Source organism: Sulfitobacter mediterraneus (assembly GCF_003054325.1).
Classification (GTDB): Bacteria; Pseudomonadota; Alphaproteobacteria; order Rhodobacterales; family Rhodobacteraceae; genus Sulfitobacter; species Sulfitobacter mediterraneus.
The window spans coordinates 1-17,806 of record NZ_QBKU01000014.1 but is presented as its reverse complement, the minus strand read 5'-3'; the positions used below and the strand labels follow the sequence as shown (position 1 = coordinate 17,806).

The following is a 17,806-nucleotide window of genomic DNA, read 5'->3' as shown; positions in this document are numbered from 1 at the left end:
TTCACGGGGCTGTCTCCAGCACCGACAGACGTTTGCCCGCCCGCCGCTCTTGCAGCCAGCCAATCACCCGCCCCCGCAAACCTGCCCGCCAACGTTCAAAGCCACCGGGGTTATGCACCACATCCGCGCGGTAGAACGACGGGCAAAGCACAGCGGCATCTGCCACTTCGCCGCAATTGCCACAGCCCACGCAGGTCTGATCAATATGCGCCACCGGATCATCGCGCAGCGGATCATCCAGCCGTTTGAGCGACAATGACGGACAGCCCGACAGCCGGATACAAGCGTGATCGCCCGTACAGACATCCGCATCCACACCAAAGCGCGGCACATCCACCCGCCGCCCTTCCTTGATCGCGGCAGTGCGCAGGGGTTTTTCCCGCCGCTGTTTGTTCAACATACATTCGGAAGAAGCCACGATCACCTTGGGCCCTTTGAAATCCGTCAACAGCGCCTCGCGCACCGTGTCGCGCACCTTGGCCACGTCATAGGTGTGATCTATCTGGCGAATCCACTCCACCCCCACACCCTTGAGCGCGGCAGAGATCGGATTGCCCGTTGATTTGGTGTCATTATGCGCCCGCGAAGACAGCACATCCTGCCCCCCCGTCGCGGCGGAATAGTAATTATCGACGATCACCACCACGTTGTCCGACTTGTTGAACACCATATTGCCAATCGAACTGGACAACCCGTTGTGCCAGAACCCGCCATCGCCCAGCATCGAGATCGCCCGCCGGTCCCCGCCACCATCAAAGGCGGCATTGGCGGCGGGTCCAAGGCCATAACCCATGGTCGCCCCGCCAATCTCGAAAGGTGGCAACGAGCCAAACAAATGGCATCCGATATCGCCGGTGATCTGGTGCTTGCCCAGCTCTTGTTCAACCAGTTTCATGCCTGCAAAAATTGGCCGTTCAGGGCAGCCGGTACAAAACCCGGGCGGACGAATGGGCACCGTCTTGCTCAAGTCCGGGATCTGCGGCGCTTCGGCATTGGGCGCGCGCACCTTGCCCGGCAACATCTCCGGCGCGGCAGCTTTCAAAAATGCCGTGACCCCGTCCAGCATCACCTGCCCGGTGTATTCCCCCGCCATCGGCAACACGTCTTTGCCATAGAGCTTGAGCTTGGCACCCGCTTTGTAAAGGAACGCGCCCAGCTGCTGTTCGATATGCTCCGGCTGGCCTTCCTCGACCACCAGAATATGATCCTTGCCCGCGCAGAAGGCGTCAAACTCGTCTCTGACAATCGGGTAAGTGACGTTCAGACAGTAAATCGGCACCTCAGTGTTGCCAAAAACATCCGCCAACCCCAGCCGCTGCAAGGCGCGGATCAACCCGTTGTACATCCCGCCCTGCACCACAATTCCCAGCGGCGCTTTTTCGGGGCCAAACACCTCGTTCAGCTTGTTCTCGGTGATAAACTTTTCCGCCGCCGGCCAACGGTTCTTGATCTTGTCCTGCTCATGCACATAGCTCATCGGCGGCAATACAACGCGGTTGAAATCCGACTGCGGATTGGCAATCGCCTGTTTCACCGTCAGCGGCGGCGCAACGTTGTCGCGGGTCTCAAAACTGCCGGTCACATGACACGACCGGATGCGTACCATCAACATCACCGGCGTATTGCTGGCCTCAGACAGCTCAAAACCGTCTTTCACCGCCTTGGTGATCGACGGCAGGTTCGGGCGCGGGTCGAGCAGCCAAAACTGCGATTTCATCGCAAAGCCGTGGGACCGTTCCTGCATGATCGACGATCCCTCGCCGTAATCCTCGCCCACGATGATCAACGCCCCGCCATTGACCCCGCTAGAACACAGGTTCGCCAAGGCGTCAGAGGCCACATTGACCCCGACCGGCCCCTTGAACGTGACCGCGCCGCGGATGGGGTAATGCACCGACGCGGCCAACATTGCCGCCGCCGCCGCCTCGCTTGCGTTGGCCTCAAACCGCACGCCCAGTTCCGCCATCAACTCCTCGGCGTCCGCCAGAACATCCATCAAATGCGAGATCGGCGCGCCCTGATAGCCGCCCACATAGCCCACACCATTCTCCAAAAGCGCCTTGGTGATCGCCAGAATCCCTTCACCGGTGAATGTGTCACCTGCGCCTTTGCGCAGATGCTCCACCTCCGCTTTGAATGACCGTTCAGCCATGGTTGAAACTCCGGTTCTTGTCTCTGGGCGCGGCTTTGCGCTTAGAAATCGTGCTTGCGAATGTTGCGCAGCATCTTTTGCAACGTGCCGACAAAGGCCCGTTTTTCATCTTCTTCGATGCCAACAAACATCGCCTCATAAGCGGCCGCCATATGCGGCCAAAGCCGCTCATAGGCCTCGCGCCCCGTGTTGGTCAGAAACACCCGCGTGGCACGGCTGTCGTTCTCGTCTGTTTCCCGGCGGATCAACCCGTTTTGCGCCAATTGATCCAGCGCCCGGCTAAGCGTTGACTGTTGCACAACCGCATAGACGGCCAGTTCGCGGATCAACACACCATCGACCACCGACAAAACCGCCAGCGACCGCATCTGCGGTGTGGTCAGACCAAGCGCCGCCATCTCCGAATTGATCGCCGCGTTATAACGCCCGATAATCCGGTTCATCAGGTAGGGTGCAAAATTCTCCAGCCCCATTTCCCCAAGCCGGGGGGATGCAACATCAGCGTCTTTCATATCGGTCATGCACCAAGCCTTTTTGCCACGTTAAAACCTGAGCCTCCGCCTAGCCCCGGACCGGGATGGGTGGAAGCACCAATATGAAAAAGCCCGGCAACTTGGGTGTTATTGTTCACCTGCCCGCCATGGGGCCGCCAGACAAAGAACTGATCCATCGCGCAGGCCCCGCCATAAGGATCGCCGCCCACCAGATTGACATTCATCTGTTCCAGATCGGCAGGAGAATAGGCCCGCCGCTTCAGCTTGATCTTGTCCCAATTGCGGATATGCCCCGCCAGGATTTTTTCAATCCGGTCGGCATAGGCCTCGCGCATCGCCTCCGTCCATTCTGCCACGGTTTCGATCTCGCCCGCCGCATCACCCTTGATCACGCTTGGCGCATCCGGGATCTGGAGCCACAGCAACGCCTTGCCCTCCGGACAGCGGCTGGTGTCCATCCGATGTGGTTGCCCAACACAGATCGTCGGGCGCTCCGGCAGCATCCCGCGTTCGGCTTCATTACTTGATTTAGAGACTGAATCGATCCCATCTGCCAAATGGATCAGTGCCACATCATCCAACCCTTCGGCGGCCCAATCCACCGGGCCGTCCAGCGCAAAATGCAGCTGGAAATTGCCCCGCCCATGGCGGTATTTTTTCGCCTCGACCGGGCGCGGCTGTTCGCCCAGCAACCCGTCATAGAGTTGCCCCGGCGCGGTGCTGGCAATCACATTGCCCGCCTCGATCCGTTCGCCCGTCGCGGTCTGCACGCCCACGGCTTTGCCGCCCTCAATCAAGATCCTCGCGGCCTCCACCCCAGTGCGGATTTCCCCGCCATTCGCCTTTATCAGAGACGCAAATGCCGTTGCCGCCTGCCCTGCTCCGCCTTTGACAACGGGCGCGCCTGCCGCCTCTAGGGCAAAGGCAATGACCCGCGCCATCTGGCCGCCATAGCTAGCTTCCGGCGTCAATCCCACATGCAAAACCCATGGCGCCCAAAGCGCCTGAATATCCTCGCCTTGGTATCGCGTTTCCAACCATCCGCGTGCCGGTTCCAACGCTGCCCCGAACCAGGCCTTGAGCGGGGTCAAACCCCGCTTCCATGCCTGTTTCGCCAACAACCACGCCGTCTGCCGCGACCACAACGGTTGTCCCAGCAGCGCAAACAGAAATTCCGCATCTTGCTCAATCGCGCCCACATCGGCGCGGTGCTGATCCCCATCCCCTGCGGCACGGGCATTGAACGCCGCCACATTGGCATCGCGGTCCATGCTAAGGGTCAGTGCTGATCCATCCGGGCGCAGCACTGCCGTGGGGTGCTGTGAATGACAGAAATCCAATCCGTATTTCGCCAAATCCTCGCCCAAGGCCCCATGCGCCGGACCCGTCAGAAACAGAACAAAGGTCGCCGCCATCACATCGTGATGATACCCCGGCAAAGTCACATCGTCCGAGGTGTACATACACCCGCCAATGCGGTGTTCGCGTTCGATCAAAAGCACGCTGTCACCTTTGCGCGCCAGCATCGCGGCGGCCACCAACCCATTGATGCCCGACCCGATGATCAGATGGTCAACCTTTGACACCCGTCAGCCCTTGGGAACCAAAGCCAATGCGCGGATCGGGCTGCCTGTGCCGTTCTTGATCTTGAGCGGCGCGGCAATCAGGATCGCGCCCTTGGCGGGCAGTTTGTCCAGATTGGCCAGCGACGCGAGGCCAAAGCAATTGTCGCGGTGCAGCAGGTTATGCGCCGGATACGGCGGTTCCATTCCACCCGCTTGGCCCGCGTCCGTGCCAATGCACTGCGTGCCCCAGCCAACGATCTTTTTGCTCAGCAGATATTCAATGCAATCGGGTGTCGGTCCGGGGCTGTGCGGGCCGGTTTCATCGGCATTCAGGAACTTGTCCTCATCATCAACGCGGCTGTCCCAATCGGTGCGCATCACAACCCACTCGCCCGCGCCAATCTCGCCATGTTCCTTTTCCCATGCCTTCACCCCATCGGCGGTCAGCAGGAAATCCTCGTTCTCGGTGCTCTGGGCCGAACAATCAATCACATTGACCGGCGCAACCAGCCGCTGCACGTCCAGCTTGTCAGTATAGCCGTCGGGATAATCCTTGCCTGTGATCCAGTGATGCGGCGCGTCAAAATGGGTGCCGGAATGTTCGCCCAGCACCATCCAGTTCCACGCGAAAAACGGTCCGTCATTGTCATATTCGCTGATCTTGTGAATTTCGACCTTGGGCGTGTTCTTGGCAAAATCCGGCGGCAACTGAAGGATCGGCGTGTCCGGGCCAAGCACCCCGGAACAATCCACAACTTCCACTCCACCAGAGGCCAGCATCGCCCCCAAATTGCTTACGACATCCGCAGCGCTCATGTTTCTCACTCCCTGAAGGTTGCGCGATTTTGCTCCGCGCAATGTTTGTCGCGTGTTGGCCACGCAGGTTTGGATGAATCAATGCTAGACAAGTTTACATGCATTTGCAATTATCTTGTTTGGGAGGATCGTCAGAAATGACCACGGAACCGGACGCGATATTCATCGGCGCAGGGCACAACAGCCTTGCCTGTGCATGCCATTTGGCGGCACGCGGATGGTCCGTCGAGATCTTTGAACAAGCGCCCGAACCGGGCGGCGCGGTCAAAACCGGCGCTTATACTCAGCCGGGGTTCCGGCATGATTGGGCGGCGATGAACCTGTCGCTTTTTGCCGGATCGGCTTTCCATAGAGAGCATGCAGAGGAACTGGCCAAACATGGGCTGGCCTTTGCACCCACGGGCAATCCCTTCGCAAGTGTGTTCCCCGATGGGCGCTGGCTGGGCATCTCCAATGATCCCGCAATCACCAAGGCCCGCGTGCGCGGTTTTTCGGACGCTGACGCGCAAGCTTGGCAAGATCTGACAGACGGTTTTCCGGACATGGCGGATTCGATTTTTGCCGTGTTAGGCAGCCCGATGAATTTACGTGCATTTTCATCCTTAGGGTGGAAGACATGGCGCAAACGGGGTGGCGGCGGCACGCTTGATCTGGCCCGTTTCATGATGATGTCGCCCCGCGCATGGCTCGACCAAACGTTCCAAAGTGACCACGTCAAAGCGACGCTGGCCGCCTGGGGCATGCACCTTGATTTCGCACCCGACATCGCGGGCGGCGCGGTCTTCCCCTATCTCGAAAGCATGGCCGGCCAAGCCTTTGGCATGGTTCTGGGCCAAGGCGGCGCGGATACGATGACCAAGGCCATGATCAAGATGATCGAGGTTCGCGGCGGCAAGGTACATTGCAACGCCGAGGTGACGGCGATCGAACAGGCTGGCGGTCGCGCCACGGGTATCTCGCTGGCCGATGGACGTTTCATTGGCGCCGCCAAGGCGGTGATTGCCAATGTCGCGCCTTCCGCCTTGATGAAACTGACCGGCGGCACTGGTGACGCGCGTCACGAGACCGCGATGACCGGATTTCAACATGCCCCAGGTACAATGATGATCCATCTGGCGATGGACGCCCTGCCCGATTGGTCAGCGCCAGAACTCAAACGTTTTGCCTATGTGCATCTCGCCCCGTCGATGGATCAGATGGCCCGAACCTATGCGCAGGCCAAGGCCGGATTGCTGCCCGATGAGCCCGTTATCGTCTGCGGACAACCCACCGTGGTTGACCCTTCTCGCGCCCCTGCGGGCAAGCATGTGTTGTGGTTGCAAGTGCGCATGGCGCCGGGCGAAATCAAAGGCGATGCCGCAGGCACCATTCCTGACAGGAATTGGCAGGATGCCGCGACCCCCTTTGCCAATCGTGCGCTCGACATCCTCGAACGTTATGCGCCCGGCACGCGTGCCAAGATTCTAGGCCAGCATATCGTAACGCCGGACATGTTGCAGGCCGACAATCCCAATCTGATCGGCGGTGATCAAGTCTGTGGCAGCCACCATTTGCACCAACATTTCATGAACCGGCCCGCCCGCGGCTATGCCGATGGCAGCACGCCGATCAAACATCTTTATCACACCGGTGCCGCCATCTGGCCCGGTGGCGGAACAGGCGCGGGGCCCGGCACCCTGTTGGCCAAAAAACTTGTCGGAAAATAGCAAAGAACCAACAAAATCAACGATCAGGGAGATCCAGAATGACACTTTCAAGAAGAAGCCTGCTCAAGTCCTCAGCCGCAGCTGCGACATTTGCAGTTGTTGGCCTGCCCAGTTTTGCCCAAGCGATTGACGAATTGGTCATCGCCTACAACGTCAACCTTCCCAGCTGGGATCCGACCGTTGGCCTATCTGCGGTAAACCCAACCATTCAAGGGTTCTACCAATCGGTTTTTGACCTTTTCATCCCACAAAACACCGACCTCAGCTTTGGCTCCGGCATCATCACGGATTATGGATGGAACGACGACCGCAGCGCGATCTGGATGGATGTGCGCGAAGGCGTCAGCTGGCACAATGGCGATCCACTGACCGCCGAGGATGTGGCATGGTCCCTGACCCGCGCCGGCAACCCCGACAGCGGCAACCCGATCCAGTTCATCTGGGGCAAGGTCAACAACATCCAGACAGACGGCAATCGCGTGACCGCAGATATGCCCGAATACGAGCCGACATTCTTTAAATGGATGTCCTTCCTCACCGGTTATGTCATGCCAAAGAAATACTACGAAGAGGTGGGCGCGGAAGGCTTCGAAGCGGCCCCCGTCGGCACCGGCCCCTACATGGTCGAAAAATTCGAGCGCAACGCCTTTGTTCGGCTGAAAGCCAACGAAAACTACTGGGGTGGCGCGCCGGAGTTCAAGACCGTGACCATCAAATTTGTAACCGACGCCGCCAGCCGTGTGGCAGAGGTGGAATCGGGCAACAGCCATGTCACGCTCGAAGTGCCTTATGAAGAATTCGACCGCCTCAAAGCCAAAGACGGCATCGATGGGGTGGCCGCGCCCATTTCCGATATCGGCATGATTTTCCTCAATGATATCGAGGTGATGACAGACCCCAACGTCCGGATGGCTGCCGCCCATGCGATTGATAAATCGCTGATCATCGAACGGCTGCTGTCGGGGTATGGCGTGCCAATCGACACGTTGCAGACACCTGATTACGTTGCCTATGACGACAGCATCAAAGTGCCCTATGACCCGGAGAAATCCAAAGAGCTGTTGGCCGCTTCCGGCTATGGCCCGGACAACCCGGTCAAATTCAAAATCCAGACCACCAAAGGATTTAAGCCCAAGGATTACGAGATGGTACAAGCCATCGTTGGCCTCTGGCGCCGCGTCGGAATCGAGGCCGAGATTGAGGTCTACGAGATCGCCAAACACTTTGAGCTGCGCGCCGCCGATCAATTGGCGCCCGCCGCCTTCTACAACTGGGGCAACTCCGTTGGTGATCCGACCACATCCACCGGTTTTGCGATGTTCGGCCCCTCGCCGCATTCGGTCTGGGACGGTGAAGACACATTCAACGCGATCCTCCCGCTTTGGGGTGAGGCCGATGAGGCCAAGCGGATCGAAGGTTGGAAGGCTGTTGACAAACGCATCGCCGAAAACGCCGAAGTCATCCCGCTACTGCAATATGTGCAACCGATCCTGCACACTGATGCGGTCAAGGTCACGCCGCATCGCTCCGGCGCGTTGCTGCCGCACCTGATGACCCGCGCATAACAACCACCCTGGAACTGGCGGGGCTGGTGCAAACTGGCCCCGTCCTTTTTCGAACGGACGTCCATGACACTCCTGCGCCTCATCCTTTTGCGGATATTGACCACCGCAATCACGCTGTTTGGTGTGGCGGTGATCGTTTTTGTTGTCATCCGCGTGGTGCCCGGCAACCCCATTGCGATGATGCTGCCGCCCGGTGCAACGGACGCCGATATAGCAAGGCTGCAAGCACAATACGGGTTCGACAAATCCATTTTTGAACAATTCATCATCTGGCTCGGCGGCGTGATGCAGGGCGATTTCGGCACCTCGATCTCTCTGCGCCAGCCGGTTTCAATGCTGGTTCTGGGCCGCCTGCCCGCAACGCTGGAACTGTCGATCTTTGCCTTGGTGATTGCAGTGATAATCGGCGGCATGATGGCCCTCACCGGCACCCGTTATCGTGATACCAAAACCGAAGGCGCCATTGACGTGACTGCCGGTATGGCCCTTTCGGTGCCGGATTTCCTGTGGGGCTTGGTGTTAATCTTACTTTTTGGGGTGCTTTGGCCAGTGTTTCACATCTCTGGACGGATCTCCCCTTCGCTAAATATTGATTTCACAACCAATTTTTACGTTTTTGAATCCCTGCTGAGGCTGCGATTTGACGTATGGCTCGACCTGCTCAGCCATATGTTCATGCCTGCTCTCGCACTCGCCATCCCATTGGCTGCGATCATCGCTCAGCTTTTAAAACAGTCTCTAAAAGAAACAATGCACCTTGATTACGTGACCCTCGCCCGGACCAAAGGCTATGGCGAACATCACGTCATAACGCGTGAGGCGCTGCCCAATGCGATCTTGCCCACGTTAACCCTTGTCGGGGTTCAGTTTACCTTTCTGATCGGCGGTACAGTGATCATCGAACGGCTGTTTTCCTACGAAGGATTGGGAAATATGGCCATCGATGCGGTGATAAACCGCGATCTGCCGCTCATTCAGGGGATCGTGATCCTGTTTGCCCTGCTATTCACCCTCGTAAATCTGGCCGTTGATATGCTCTACGTTGTCCTAAACCCCCGTCTGCGCCATGCGTGACGCGCGAGGGGACATTAAACGGCCCATAGGGCTGCGGCTGTGGCTATCAGGGGGTTGGTTAACGCTTTTGGCATTGGCCGCGATCTTTGCGCCGCTTATCGCCCCGCAGGATCCGCTTGCGCAGGATCTCTTCACCTCCCGCCTGCCGCCGTTCTGGGACGCCAAAGCAGAAGCGGGATATTTGTTGGGCTCGGATTCCCTGGGCCGCGATGTGCTGTCGCGCATAGTCTACGGGGCACGTTTGGCTCTGATCGTGGCGCTGGTGGCCGGCACCTTAACCTGCCTTGTTGGTGGCACGCTCGGCCTCATTGCGGGTTATTATCGCGGCTGGCCGGACCGGATCATCAGTCGCTTTGTCGATATCTGGATGGCCTTCCCACCCGTGCTTTTTGCCATTTTGCTGATCGCAGTATTGGGGCCGGGGCTGATATCAATCATCATCGCGATTGTTGTCATCGATTGGACCCGCTTTGCCCGTGTTATCCGCGCCGAAGCCATGAGCCAGGGTGTGATGGATTATGTCGCATCCGCACAGGTCGCTGGCCGCGGCAGATTTGGCACAATGATCACCGAAATATTGCCCAACGTCCTGCCAACGATGGTGGCATTGCTCACCTTGGAAATGGGAATTGCGGTCATTGTCGAGGCGATCCTCAGCTTTGTGAACCTCTCCATCTCAACCGACAGCCCGACATGGGGCGGCATGATCTCCGAGGGACGCACATCGGTCCATCAGGCTTGGTGGGTGCTGGTTTTCCCGCTCATCACACTTTTCCTGACGGTCCTCAGCTTCAGCCAACTGGGCGAAGGGCTCAAAGATCGCTTTGATCCGGTGCTGCGATGAAACCGTATCTCTCTATCCGCAATCTCTGTGTCACACTCAAACATGGCGCGCCGATCCTGCGATCGGTGTCTTTGGATGTCTCCGCCGGGCAGGTGCATGGCTTGGTCGGAGAATCCGGCGCCGGAAAGTCGATGATAGGCAAAGCCGTTCTGGGCACCCTGCCCCGCGCCCTGCACATCCGGTCCGGCGAGATTTGGCTGGATGGTGTGGATCTTTTGACCCTACCCCTGCAGGAACGGCGCAAACGGATCGGCGCCACCGCTGCGTTGATCCCGCAAGACCCGCTGACCGCACTCAATCCATCGCGGCGCATTGGGCCTCAGATCACCAAACGACTGGTGGATATTTTGGGTTGGCACAAAAACGCGGCAGAGGACCGGGCGCTGGACCTTCTGGCAGAGGTCCACATCCCCGATCCTGCCCGCGTTATGCGCAGCTATCCACACGAGCTTTCGGGCGGCATGCGGCAACGTATCCTGATTGCCTCCGCCTTCGCCGCCGAACCGAAGCTGATCATCGCAGACGAGCCGACAACGGCCCTCGACGTGACGGTTCAGAAACAAATTTTGCGCCTGATCGCCGATATGCAGGCCCGTCACGGCACCGCGCTTTTGTTTGTCACCCATGACTTGGGTGTCGTGTCCAAAGTCTGTGATACGCTGTCAGTGCTCTATGCTGGCAAGGTTGTGGAAGACGCTCGGATGCAGCGGTTTTTTATGCGGCCCGTTCACCCCTATTCCGCCGCACTCCTTGCCGCAACACCGACCTATACCAATCCGACAGGAAGCCTAAAGCCGGTGCCCGCAACCGTGATTGAAGATGTCGAAACCGAAGTGCAGCAACATGACATGAGGGCAGGTCTATGATGTATCAGGTCAAGGATCTGCGTCTGTCCTTTCCCGATATGGTGCACAAACGGCTTTTTGGCGCCGCCCCACGTATCGAAGTTCTTAAGGGGATTGGTTTTGATCTGCCCAAAGGCGCGGTACTGGGCATCGTTGGCGGATCTGGGTCCGGAAAATCGACACTGGGTCGTGCGATGCTGCGCCTGCTGGAACCCGATTCAGGGCAAATCCTGTTTGATGGCCATGATATCACGCATAGGTCTGAAGACGACCTAAGAGGCATGCGAAGACGGTTTCAGATGATCTTCCAAGACCCTATGTCATCACTAAATCCCCGTAGGCGTGTGGGCGGGATCATCGCGGGGCCGCTGCGGCTGCACGGGTTCGACGACACTGCCGCAAAGGCGGCGGAGGCGTTGGATATGGTTGGTTTGCCACGGAGGTTTGCGGAACGGTTTCCGCATGAATTGTCAGGTGGCCAACGGCAGAGAGTAGGTATTGCCCGCGCCATTGCATTGCGACCAGACTTCATCCTTGCCGATGAGATCGTTTCGGGGCTGGATGTCTCGTCACAGGCTCAGGTTTTGAACCTGCTTGAAGACCTGGTGAAAGAGCTGGGGCTGACACTTGGGTTCATCAGTCATGATCTATCTGTCATCCGGAGGCTGTGTGACCGCATCCTGGTTTTGCACCACGGAGAAATCGTCGAGGATTCTCAGACCGCAGCGCTATTTGACGCTCCTAAGGCTGATTATACCCGTGAATTGCTGGATGCGATCCCCCTGCCCGACCCGCATCAACCTTGGTTCTAATTGCCCATGGGCAATTCTATCTTTTGTAAGCTTTTTCAGATGGTTATGCAGATTGCGCTTGTTGTCACTCAGGCCAAGCCACAAAAAAGGGGAAAGGTTTCAACCCTCCCCCCTAAACGCCTAACTCACTGATAGAAAACTATTTTCTATGAATTGCCCTTGGGCAACTCAGCCCTTTCGGGATTTCAGAAAATTCTCAAACGCACCCCGCAACGAGGCATCCGACAGCGTCGCGTCAAACTCCATCTGGAATTGCTTGCCGCGCTTTTTGACCATGATCCCCCGCTCCCCGGCTGAGCGGCGATATAACGTCCCGGTCTTTGCTTTGGGTGTTTTTGGCCTGGGGTTTCCCGCCGCGACCAGACGTTTGAAAACATCCGCCGCTTCAACATAACCGCCCTGCCCTTTAGCCGCACGTTTCTGCACTCCAGCGATGTGAATAGCCTCGTCCATGACGCCCGCGGCCTGATCCGGCGCGCTCAACAGTGGTTTCAGCGCACGCGCATGGCGCTCTTTGATGTCGCGTTTGCTTGCGAAAGCATCAAGGATCTCTTCGGGCATCTTGGCCAACACCAAGTAGCGGGAAAGCCATGGCGGGCTGACCTCCAGCCGTTCGGCCATCGCCTTTTGTGAACCGTCATAATAGAGGCGGATCGCCTCGGCATAATCGACGGCGCGTTCATAATCAGAGATGTCTTCGCGGTCTCTGTTCTCGATATCGGCAAGACGGAATGCCTCTTCATCCGTGAGGTCGCGCACTTCAACCAGATAGCGGAACTGCGGATAATTATGCGCCCGCAACCAGCTGACGGCAAAGTGCCGCCGCGCACCGCAGATCACTTCAAATTCGTGCTCCTCACCTGACAGGCGGCGCACGATGGCGGGGAATTCCTGCTGGCCCTGCGCCTTGATCCCGTCAATCAGATCGCGGCAATTGTCCTCGGTCAGAAGGGCATAGTCACGGTTGTGACGTTCCCACATACGGCAACGGGCAGGATCGACCTGATACAGGGTCTTTTCCTGCATCTCGCCCGACATCCGCTCACCAATGGACGTGGAGCGTTTGAGGAACCGCGCACCACCACGATCGGAGGAGGGGGCAGGGCTATCAAGCCCGCTTAGGACATCATCAAAAATTGCATCATGTTTCTTACTCATAGCAAACCTTCCTTGCGCAGGGCGCTGTGGTGGCTGGGCCAGGTTTTGCGGATCAACAGCTCAATCTCGGCGTTGACCGCGTCCAGATAAGCCCGGCAGCGTTTATGCGTTTCGGTCCGCACGCCCGGACCGGTTAGCTCATACACCGTTGAAAGATTGGCCGCCGCATTGTCGATCTCGGCGGAATCTTTTAGAACGGCGCTCATCATATCCATGGGAAATACAGCTTCCATCATGCGTTTGATGGCTTGATGCGCCGATTTCCCATCGTTCATCTTTGTCGCTAGAATTTTAACAAAAGAATAATCCCGCGCACCGCCGGCACGGGCCAGCTCTTCCAAGGTGGCGCCCATCATTTTGAGGAAATGCGCAGTTGAGCCAAAATCAATGTTGTTAGGCGGGGCAGGGATCACCAGCGCATTGGCGGCCCGCAACACGGAAAGTGACAACATGCCGAGAGCAGGGGGCGGATCGAGCAGGATCACATCAAAACTGTCTTTGATGCTTTCGATTCCGTTGCGCAACCGGTCGAGCACAAATGTACTGTCCCGCGCCATCCGGGCCGCAAATTCATATTCCGCATCATAAAGTCCAAGGTTCGCAGGAATCAGCGCAATACCCGGCCAATAGGTGGCACGCAGCGCATAATGCAGGCTGGAGGGGCCACCATGGCGGAAAAACGGATAGAGGGTATCGTCGTCCTCATCCACATCAACGTCGGGGTTCAAACCGAACATTGAGGTTGTACTGGCCTGGCTGTCACAATCAATCACGCAGACACGATAACCTTTGAGTGCAAGATATTGCGCCAGATGGCAGACCATCGTTGATTTGCCGACGCCACCTTTGAAGTTCTGGATCGCCAGAACCATCGCAGGATCGTCAGGTTGTCGATGGGGCAGGGTGCCGAACACATCCCGCATGGTATTGACCTGCGCCAGACTGTAACCGCTGCGCCGCCCGTTGGCTGGATCTTTGTCGGGCGGCGGCAACCGGCCATCGGCCTCGGCGTCGCGGATCAACTTGTCGCTACGACCCACCATTTCGGCGGCGCGGCGGACGTTAAACCGCAGATCTAGCGATTTCGAAGCGCCCGGCGCAAACACACGTTCGCGCAGACGTTCTATAACAGTGCTCGCGCGATCACTGAGATGCGCCAATTCGGTGAGAGTTACGGGGGGAAGGACGGGCTGCTGCATCGGGGCCTCATTTTTTGCTCAAAGAATCATGGACTGTTGTTCGGGGCCGCTCAAGTACGAATATTCGTGAAAAACAGGCAAAAAGTCGGAAATCCGGGATGGGGGCCGTTTTCATTGAATATTTTGAAAAATGTCAGCGCTGTATGGGTCCATCAGGGCTGTAACACCCGAAAAGTAAGACAAGCGTGCTAAGGGAACGCCTGGGACCAATCTGATGCTGATCTTACCCTTCTAAACAAAATTTGAAAAACCCTTTTGGTTCAGGATTCTTAGTGTTCTGTGTTCGGGGGATCGAAAGGCCTTAGTTTTATGACGTATCAGTGTCTAACGCTTACCTTTCGGGGCGGTTTGACCAACCTTTGGGGAGGGTTAACCTTACCTATCGGGGCGATTCCCCTTACGGATGGGTTGGAGGCTAAACCTTACGTTTTGGGTGGCTGATCTGAGAGCCGGGGAACATGCTAGGATAACCCTATAGAACAGGGGTTTGCGAATCATTGGCTGCGAACCGGCGCCGGTTAGAGCTTACAAATTGGGTGATAGACCGCTCCGAGCCGCTATGATAGCTTACGCGAAACGAGCAACAAAAGTAAGAATACTGGGTAAGACAATAAAGCATGAGCAAAGCTTACCGAACCGTTGATGCGCGGCCAAATGCGCAAACGCTGGTCAAACCTGGCGAGCTGGTGGACCTTGTCGAGGTCACGCCGCTGACACTGGCCGACCGCCGGATTTACAACCAATTGCTTGAGAATGCCTGGGACGCAATTGAAAAACCGGTGACCCATGTGATCTCCAAATCTGACCTGCGCGGGTCGCATAATTCGAATGATCGGGTTGGTGGGTCGATTGAGCGGTTGATGGCTTCGATTGTCAAAGTGCAGGTGATGCGGGACGGCGAACCGGCGATTGAACGGGTGCAGCTTTTGGGCGGGAACGTTGAGACGACCCGCCGGGACGGATTGCTGGAATACGAAATTCCGCAGCGGCTGCGCCGGATTATCAAGGACAGCACGGTGTTTGCGCGGCTGCAACGCGAGGTGATGTTTGCGCTGTCGTCGAAATATGCGCTGACGCTTTATGAGATGGTGCAGAAACGCGGCAATCTGCGCTGGCGGTCCTCGGAAAAATTCAGCCTCGAAGATATGCGCGGTGTTCTAGGCGTGCCCAAGGGCAAGTTGACGTCTTGGTCAAACCTGAAACTGCGGGCCATTGATCCCGCGGTCGAGGAGGTTTCGGCGCTGAGTGACTATATCGTTGAGGTGGATCCGATCAAAACCGGGCGGCGGGTCACGCATATTGAATTGCGTTGGTGGCGCAAGGATGCGGGCGGCGAGGCCGAGGTGGAGCGCGAATTGCAGTTTTCCTCGGTGGGTCGCAAGGAACGTGCAACAGCCAAGGCCGAAGCCATGCGCCCGCGACCCGACTGGTTGGATGCGAAGGGCGCGGCCTTGCGGACAGAGACCTATGAAACGGCCAAGTTGCGGTTTCCCGGATATGACATCTACTTTGTTGAGGGTGAATGGCGGGCTTGGGCGGCGGGCAAACCGCCGGCACGGGATCCTGACAAGGCCTATCTGGCATTTTTCAAGACGTTTGCCGAAAATAACCCTATTTAGAGACTGATCATGACAGACACATCGGGCGATCCGGCCTATTTCCTTTACCATTCGATTGGCCAGTATCCGGGCAAAGCCGCCGAGATGGCCGAAGCGTTGAGCACGTTTTCAAATACCTGGGGTGCGTTGGATGATGGGCAATGGCCAAATGTCCTGTCGGCGCGGGCTGAGTTTATTAACCTGTGGCGCGATCTGATTGATGCGCCGGAGGGCACATTAACCAGCGCGGAGAATGTGACGACAGGTCTGTTTTCGGTGTTGGGCGGGCTGCCGACAGAGCATTTGCGGGGCAAGCGTGTTTTGGTCGCGGCCGATTGTTTTCCGTCGCTGCACTTTCTGTTGAACGGGATGCAAGCCCGATTGGGATTTACGTTGGAGACAGTCCCTGTGCGGCAGGGAGATTTTTGGGTCCGTGATGAAGATATGATTGCGGCCTGGGGGCCTGATGTTGGGCTCGCGCTTTTGACCTTTGTGACCTCGACCTCGTCGCACCGCTGTGATCTGGACGCGCTTTTGGCGCATGGGCGGCAGATGGGTTCCTTGGTGGGCGTGGATCTGACTCAGGGGATCGGAATTATCCCGTTTTCGCTGAATGATCATCCGGTTGATATTTTGTTGTCCACCACCCTGAAATGGCTGTGCGGCACGCCCGGCGCGGGGATCATCCAGATGCGGGAGGATCTGCTGAAATCGGTCAAGCCGGAGCTGCGCGGATGGTTTTCGCAGGACAATCCGTTTTCATGGGATCTGGATGCTTTTGACTATGCACCCGATGCGCGGCGGTTTGAACATGGAACGCCCTCGGTTTTGGCCTGTGTGGGATCGGTGCCCGCGTTGAAATGGCACGCGGGGCAGGGGGGTCTTTTGGCGCACAATCGCGGTTTGACCAAGGCCATTATGGAAAACGCTGAGGAAATGGGGCTGCCGCTTGCGACGCCCAAAGACGAAGCGGCAAAGGGCGGGTCGGTGATGTTGCAACTGCCAGAAACCACTGATCCTGTTGCATTGGTGGACGGCTTGCGGGGCGAGGATGTGCATGTCGATTGCCGAGGCCGGATTTTGCGCATATCACCCGGCGCGGTGACCCGGGGCCAGCACGTGGATCGTCTGTTTGATAGTCTCAAAGCATATGTTTAGAGACTGAACTTACTGCAAATCGTTGAAGAACCTTTGCATCCGGTCCATTGCGTCGCGCAGCACATCCATGTCCGCGCAGCCGAAACAAACCCGCAGATGCCCTTCGCCAGCATCACCGTAAAAGCTGCCCGCCTCGACCACGACACCGGTCGCCGCCAAGAGCATATCGGCGCAGTCTTGCGCGGTCAGGCCTGTCGCGGATATGTCAGGAAAAGCATAGATCGTTCCCTCGACCGGCGCACAGGTCACGCCGGGCATCTGGTTCAGCCGCGAGACAACCAAATCGCGGCGTTCCCGATCGCGATCGACCATGCCTTGCAAGACTGCGGGATCACCGGTCAGGGCCGCCAAGGCGCCGTGTTGTACAAAGGTATTCACATGGGTCACTTCGTTGGTCGTGATTTTCATCATCGGCCCAATTAGAGACTGATCTGCGGCGATATATCCCAAACGCCAACCATCCATGGCATAGGCTTTGGTGAAGGCGAACATGGAGATCGTGCGTTCCTTCATGCCGGGCAGGGAAGCGATAGAAATATGCGCGGCGTTGTCATAGGTGATCTCTTCGTAGACTTCATCGGAGAGAACCAGCAGGTCGTGTTCCTGCGCGAGATCAGCGATGATTTGCAATTCATCGCGGGTATAGACCCGGCCCGTCGGATTGCAGGGGTTGATCAGGGCAATCACCTTGGTCGCGGCGTTGATATGTGGCTCTAACAAGGCGCGAATGATGGAAAACCCGTTCGCGGCATCCAAGGGAGCGATGGTGACTTTGGCACCGGCCAGCTCCGCCTTGCCGATATGCTGGGGATAATAGGGG

General features: G+C 57.6%; 15 protein-coding genes. 8 read left to right on the top strand and 7 right to left on the bottom strand.

Features of this window, described 5'->3' with window-relative positions:
* Position 1: 1 nt before the first annotated feature.
* The 4 genes from C8N31_RS18105 to C8N31_RS18090 are packed head-to-tail and all read right to left on the bottom strand — an operon-like array spanning position 2 to position 5,027.
* The gene (locus C8N31_RS18105; RefSeq protein ID WP_025048506.1) at positions 2 to 2,152 is read right to left on the bottom strand and encodes a thiamine pyrophosphate-dependent enzyme; all 2,151 of its coding nucleotides are present in this window, start codon (positions 2,150 to 2,152) and stop codon (positions 2 to 4) included.
* 41 nt (positions 2,153 to 2,193) lie between these two features.
* A complete protein-coding gene (locus C8N31_RS18100; protein ID WP_025048505.1) occupies positions 2,194 to 2,673 on the bottom strand; it encodes a MarR family winged helix-turn-helix transcriptional regulator in 480 nt (159 codons plus the stop codon).
* Positions 2,670 to 4,232, bottom strand: a complete 1,563-nt coding sequence (locus C8N31_RS18095) for a phytoene desaturase family protein (protein WP_025048504.1) — start codon at positions 4,230 to 4,232, stop codon at positions 2,670 to 2,672. The genes C8N31_RS18100 and C8N31_RS18095 overlap by 4 nt, the downstream gene beginning before the upstream one ends.
* A 3-nt stretch (positions 4,233 to 4,235) precedes the next feature.
* Positions 4,236 to 5,027, bottom strand: coding sequence for a cyclase family protein (locus C8N31_RS18090; RefSeq protein WP_025048503.1), 792 nt, complete (start codon positions 5,025 to 5,027; stop codon positions 4,236 to 4,238).
* A gap of 137 nt (positions 5,028 to 5,164) precedes the next feature.
* On the opposite strand from C8N31_RS18090, the gene C8N31_RS18085 reads away from it, so the two are divergent.
* The 6 genes from C8N31_RS18085 to C8N31_RS18060 all read left to right on the top strand — a co-directional run bounded on the left by C8N31_RS18085 (position 5,165) and on the right by C8N31_RS18060 (position 11,873).
* The gene (locus tag C8N31_RS18085; protein WP_107992399.1) at positions 5,165 to 6,733 is read left to right on the top strand and encodes a phytoene desaturase family protein; all 1,569 of its coding nucleotides are present in this window, start codon (positions 5,165 to 5,167) and stop codon (positions 6,731 to 6,733) included.
* Between the two features lie 38 nt (positions 6,734 to 6,771).
* Positions 6,772 to 8,298 (top strand): ABC transporter substrate-binding protein, encoded by a 1,527-nt coding sequence (locus C8N31_RS18080; protein WP_025048594.1) that lies wholly within the window; start codon positions 6,772 to 6,774, stop codon positions 8,296 to 8,298.
* 63 nt (positions 8,299 to 8,361) lie between these two features.
* Positions 8,362 to 9,372, top strand: a complete 1,011-nt coding sequence (locus C8N31_RS18075) for an ABC transporter permease (protein WP_025048593.1) — start codon at positions 8,362 to 8,364, stop codon at positions 9,370 to 9,372.
* A complete protein-coding gene (locus C8N31_RS18070) occupies positions 9,365 to 10,216 on the top strand; it encodes an ABC transporter permease (protein WP_025048592.1) in 852 nt (283 codons plus the stop codon). The genes C8N31_RS18075 and C8N31_RS18070 overlap by 8 nt, the downstream gene beginning before the upstream one ends.
* On the top strand, positions 10,213 to 11,082 hold the full coding sequence (locus tag C8N31_RS18065; protein WP_025048591.1) for an ABC transporter ATP-binding protein: 870 nt from the start codon (positions 10,213 to 10,215) through the stop codon (positions 11,080 to 11,082). Before C8N31_RS18070 ends, C8N31_RS18065 begins: the two co-directional genes overlap by 4 nt.
* Positions 11,079 to 11,873, top strand: a complete 795-nt coding sequence (locus C8N31_RS18060) for an ATP-binding cassette domain-containing protein (RefSeq protein ID WP_231476823.1) — start codon at positions 11,079 to 11,081, stop codon at positions 11,871 to 11,873. The genes C8N31_RS18065 and C8N31_RS18060 overlap by 4 nt, the downstream gene beginning before the upstream one ends.
* 168 nt (positions 11,874 to 12,041) lie before the next feature.
* Here the strand turns inward: C8N31_RS18060 and C8N31_RS18055 are convergent, their stop codons facing one another.
* Both C8N31_RS18055 and C8N31_RS18050 read right to left on the bottom strand, forming a co-directional pair.
* A complete protein-coding gene (locus C8N31_RS18055) occupies positions 12,042 to 13,031 on the bottom strand; it encodes a ParB/RepB/Spo0J family partition protein (protein WP_025048589.1) in 990 nt (329 codons plus the stop codon).
* Positions 13,028 to 14,230, bottom strand: a complete 1,203-nt coding sequence (locus C8N31_RS18050) for an AAA family ATPase (protein ID WP_025048588.1) — start codon at positions 14,228 to 14,230, stop codon at positions 13,028 to 13,030. Before C8N31_RS18050 ends, C8N31_RS18055 begins: the two co-directional genes overlap by 4 nt.
* 617 nt (positions 14,231 to 14,847) lie before the next feature.
* Here C8N31_RS18050 and C8N31_RS18045 point away from each other — a divergent pair.
* Both C8N31_RS18045 and C8N31_RS18040 read left to right on the top strand, forming a co-directional pair.
* A complete protein-coding gene (locus C8N31_RS18045) occupies positions 14,848 to 15,849 on the top strand; it encodes a replication initiation protein (RefSeq protein ID WP_025048587.1) in 1,002 nt (333 codons plus the stop codon).
* 9 nt (positions 15,850 to 15,858) lie between these two features.
* Positions 15,859 to 16,986 (top strand): aminotransferase class V-fold PLP-dependent enzyme, encoded by a 1,128-nt coding sequence (locus tag C8N31_RS18040; protein WP_025048586.1) that lies wholly within the window; start codon positions 15,859 to 15,861, stop codon positions 16,984 to 16,986.
* Positions 16,987 to 16,995: 9 nt separating this feature from the next.
* On the opposite strand, the gene C8N31_RS18035 is transcribed toward C8N31_RS18040, so the two are convergent.
* A partial coding sequence (locus tag C8N31_RS18035) for a pyridoxal phosphate-dependent aminotransferase (protein WP_107992398.1) occupies positions 16,996 to 17,806 on the bottom strand: 811 nt, incomplete at its 5' end.

Bases quoted from the DNA above. Each gene is read 5' to 3' on its own strand.
- C8N31_RS18105 (WP_025048506.1), bottom strand. From the start codon at position 2,152: ATGGCTGAACGGTCATTCAAAGCGGAGGTGGAGCATCTGCGCAAAGGC.
- C8N31_RS18100 (WP_025048505.1), bottom strand. From the start codon at position 2,673: ATGACCGATATGAAAGACGCTGATGTTGCATCCCCCCGGCTTGGGGAA.
- C8N31_RS18090 (WP_025048503.1), bottom strand. From the start codon at position 5,027: ATGAGCGCTGCGGATGTCGTAAGCAATTTGGGGGCGATGCTGGCCTCT.
- C8N31_RS18085 (WP_107992399.1), top strand. From the start codon at position 5,165: ATGACCACGGAACCGGACGCGATATTCATCGGCGCAGGGCACAACAGC.
- C8N31_RS18080 (WP_025048594.1), top strand. From the start codon at position 6,772: ATGACACTTTCAAGAAGAAGCCTGCTCAAGTCCTCAGCCGCAGCTGCG.
- C8N31_RS18075 (WP_025048593.1), top strand. From the start codon at position 8,362: ATGACACTCCTGCGCCTCATCCTTTTGCGGATATTGACCACCGCAATC.
- C8N31_RS18070 (WP_025048592.1), top strand. From the start codon at position 9,365: ATGCGTGACGCGCGAGGGGACATTAAACGGCCCATAGGGCTGCGGCTG.
- C8N31_RS18065 (WP_025048591.1), top strand. From the start codon at position 10,213: ATGAAACCGTATCTCTCTATCCGCAATCTCTGTGTCACACTCAAACAT.
- C8N31_RS18060 (WP_231476823.1), top strand. From the start codon at position 11,079: ATGATGTATCAGGTCAAGGATCTGCGTCTGTCCTTTCCCGATATGGTG.
- C8N31_RS18055 (WP_025048589.1), bottom strand. From the start codon at position 13,031: ATGAGTAAGAAACATGATGCAATTTTTGATGATGTCCTAAGCGGGCTT.
- C8N31_RS18050 (WP_025048588.1), bottom strand. From the start codon at position 14,230: ATGCAGCAGCCCGTCCTTCCCCCCGTAACTCTCACCGAATTGGCGCAT.
- C8N31_RS18045 (WP_025048587.1), top strand. From the start codon at position 14,848: ATGAGCAAAGCTTACCGAACCGTTGATGCGCGGCCAAATGCGCAAACG.
- C8N31_RS18040 (WP_025048586.1), top strand. From the start codon at position 15,859: ATGACAGACACATCGGGCGATCCGGCCTATTTCCTTTACCATTCGATT.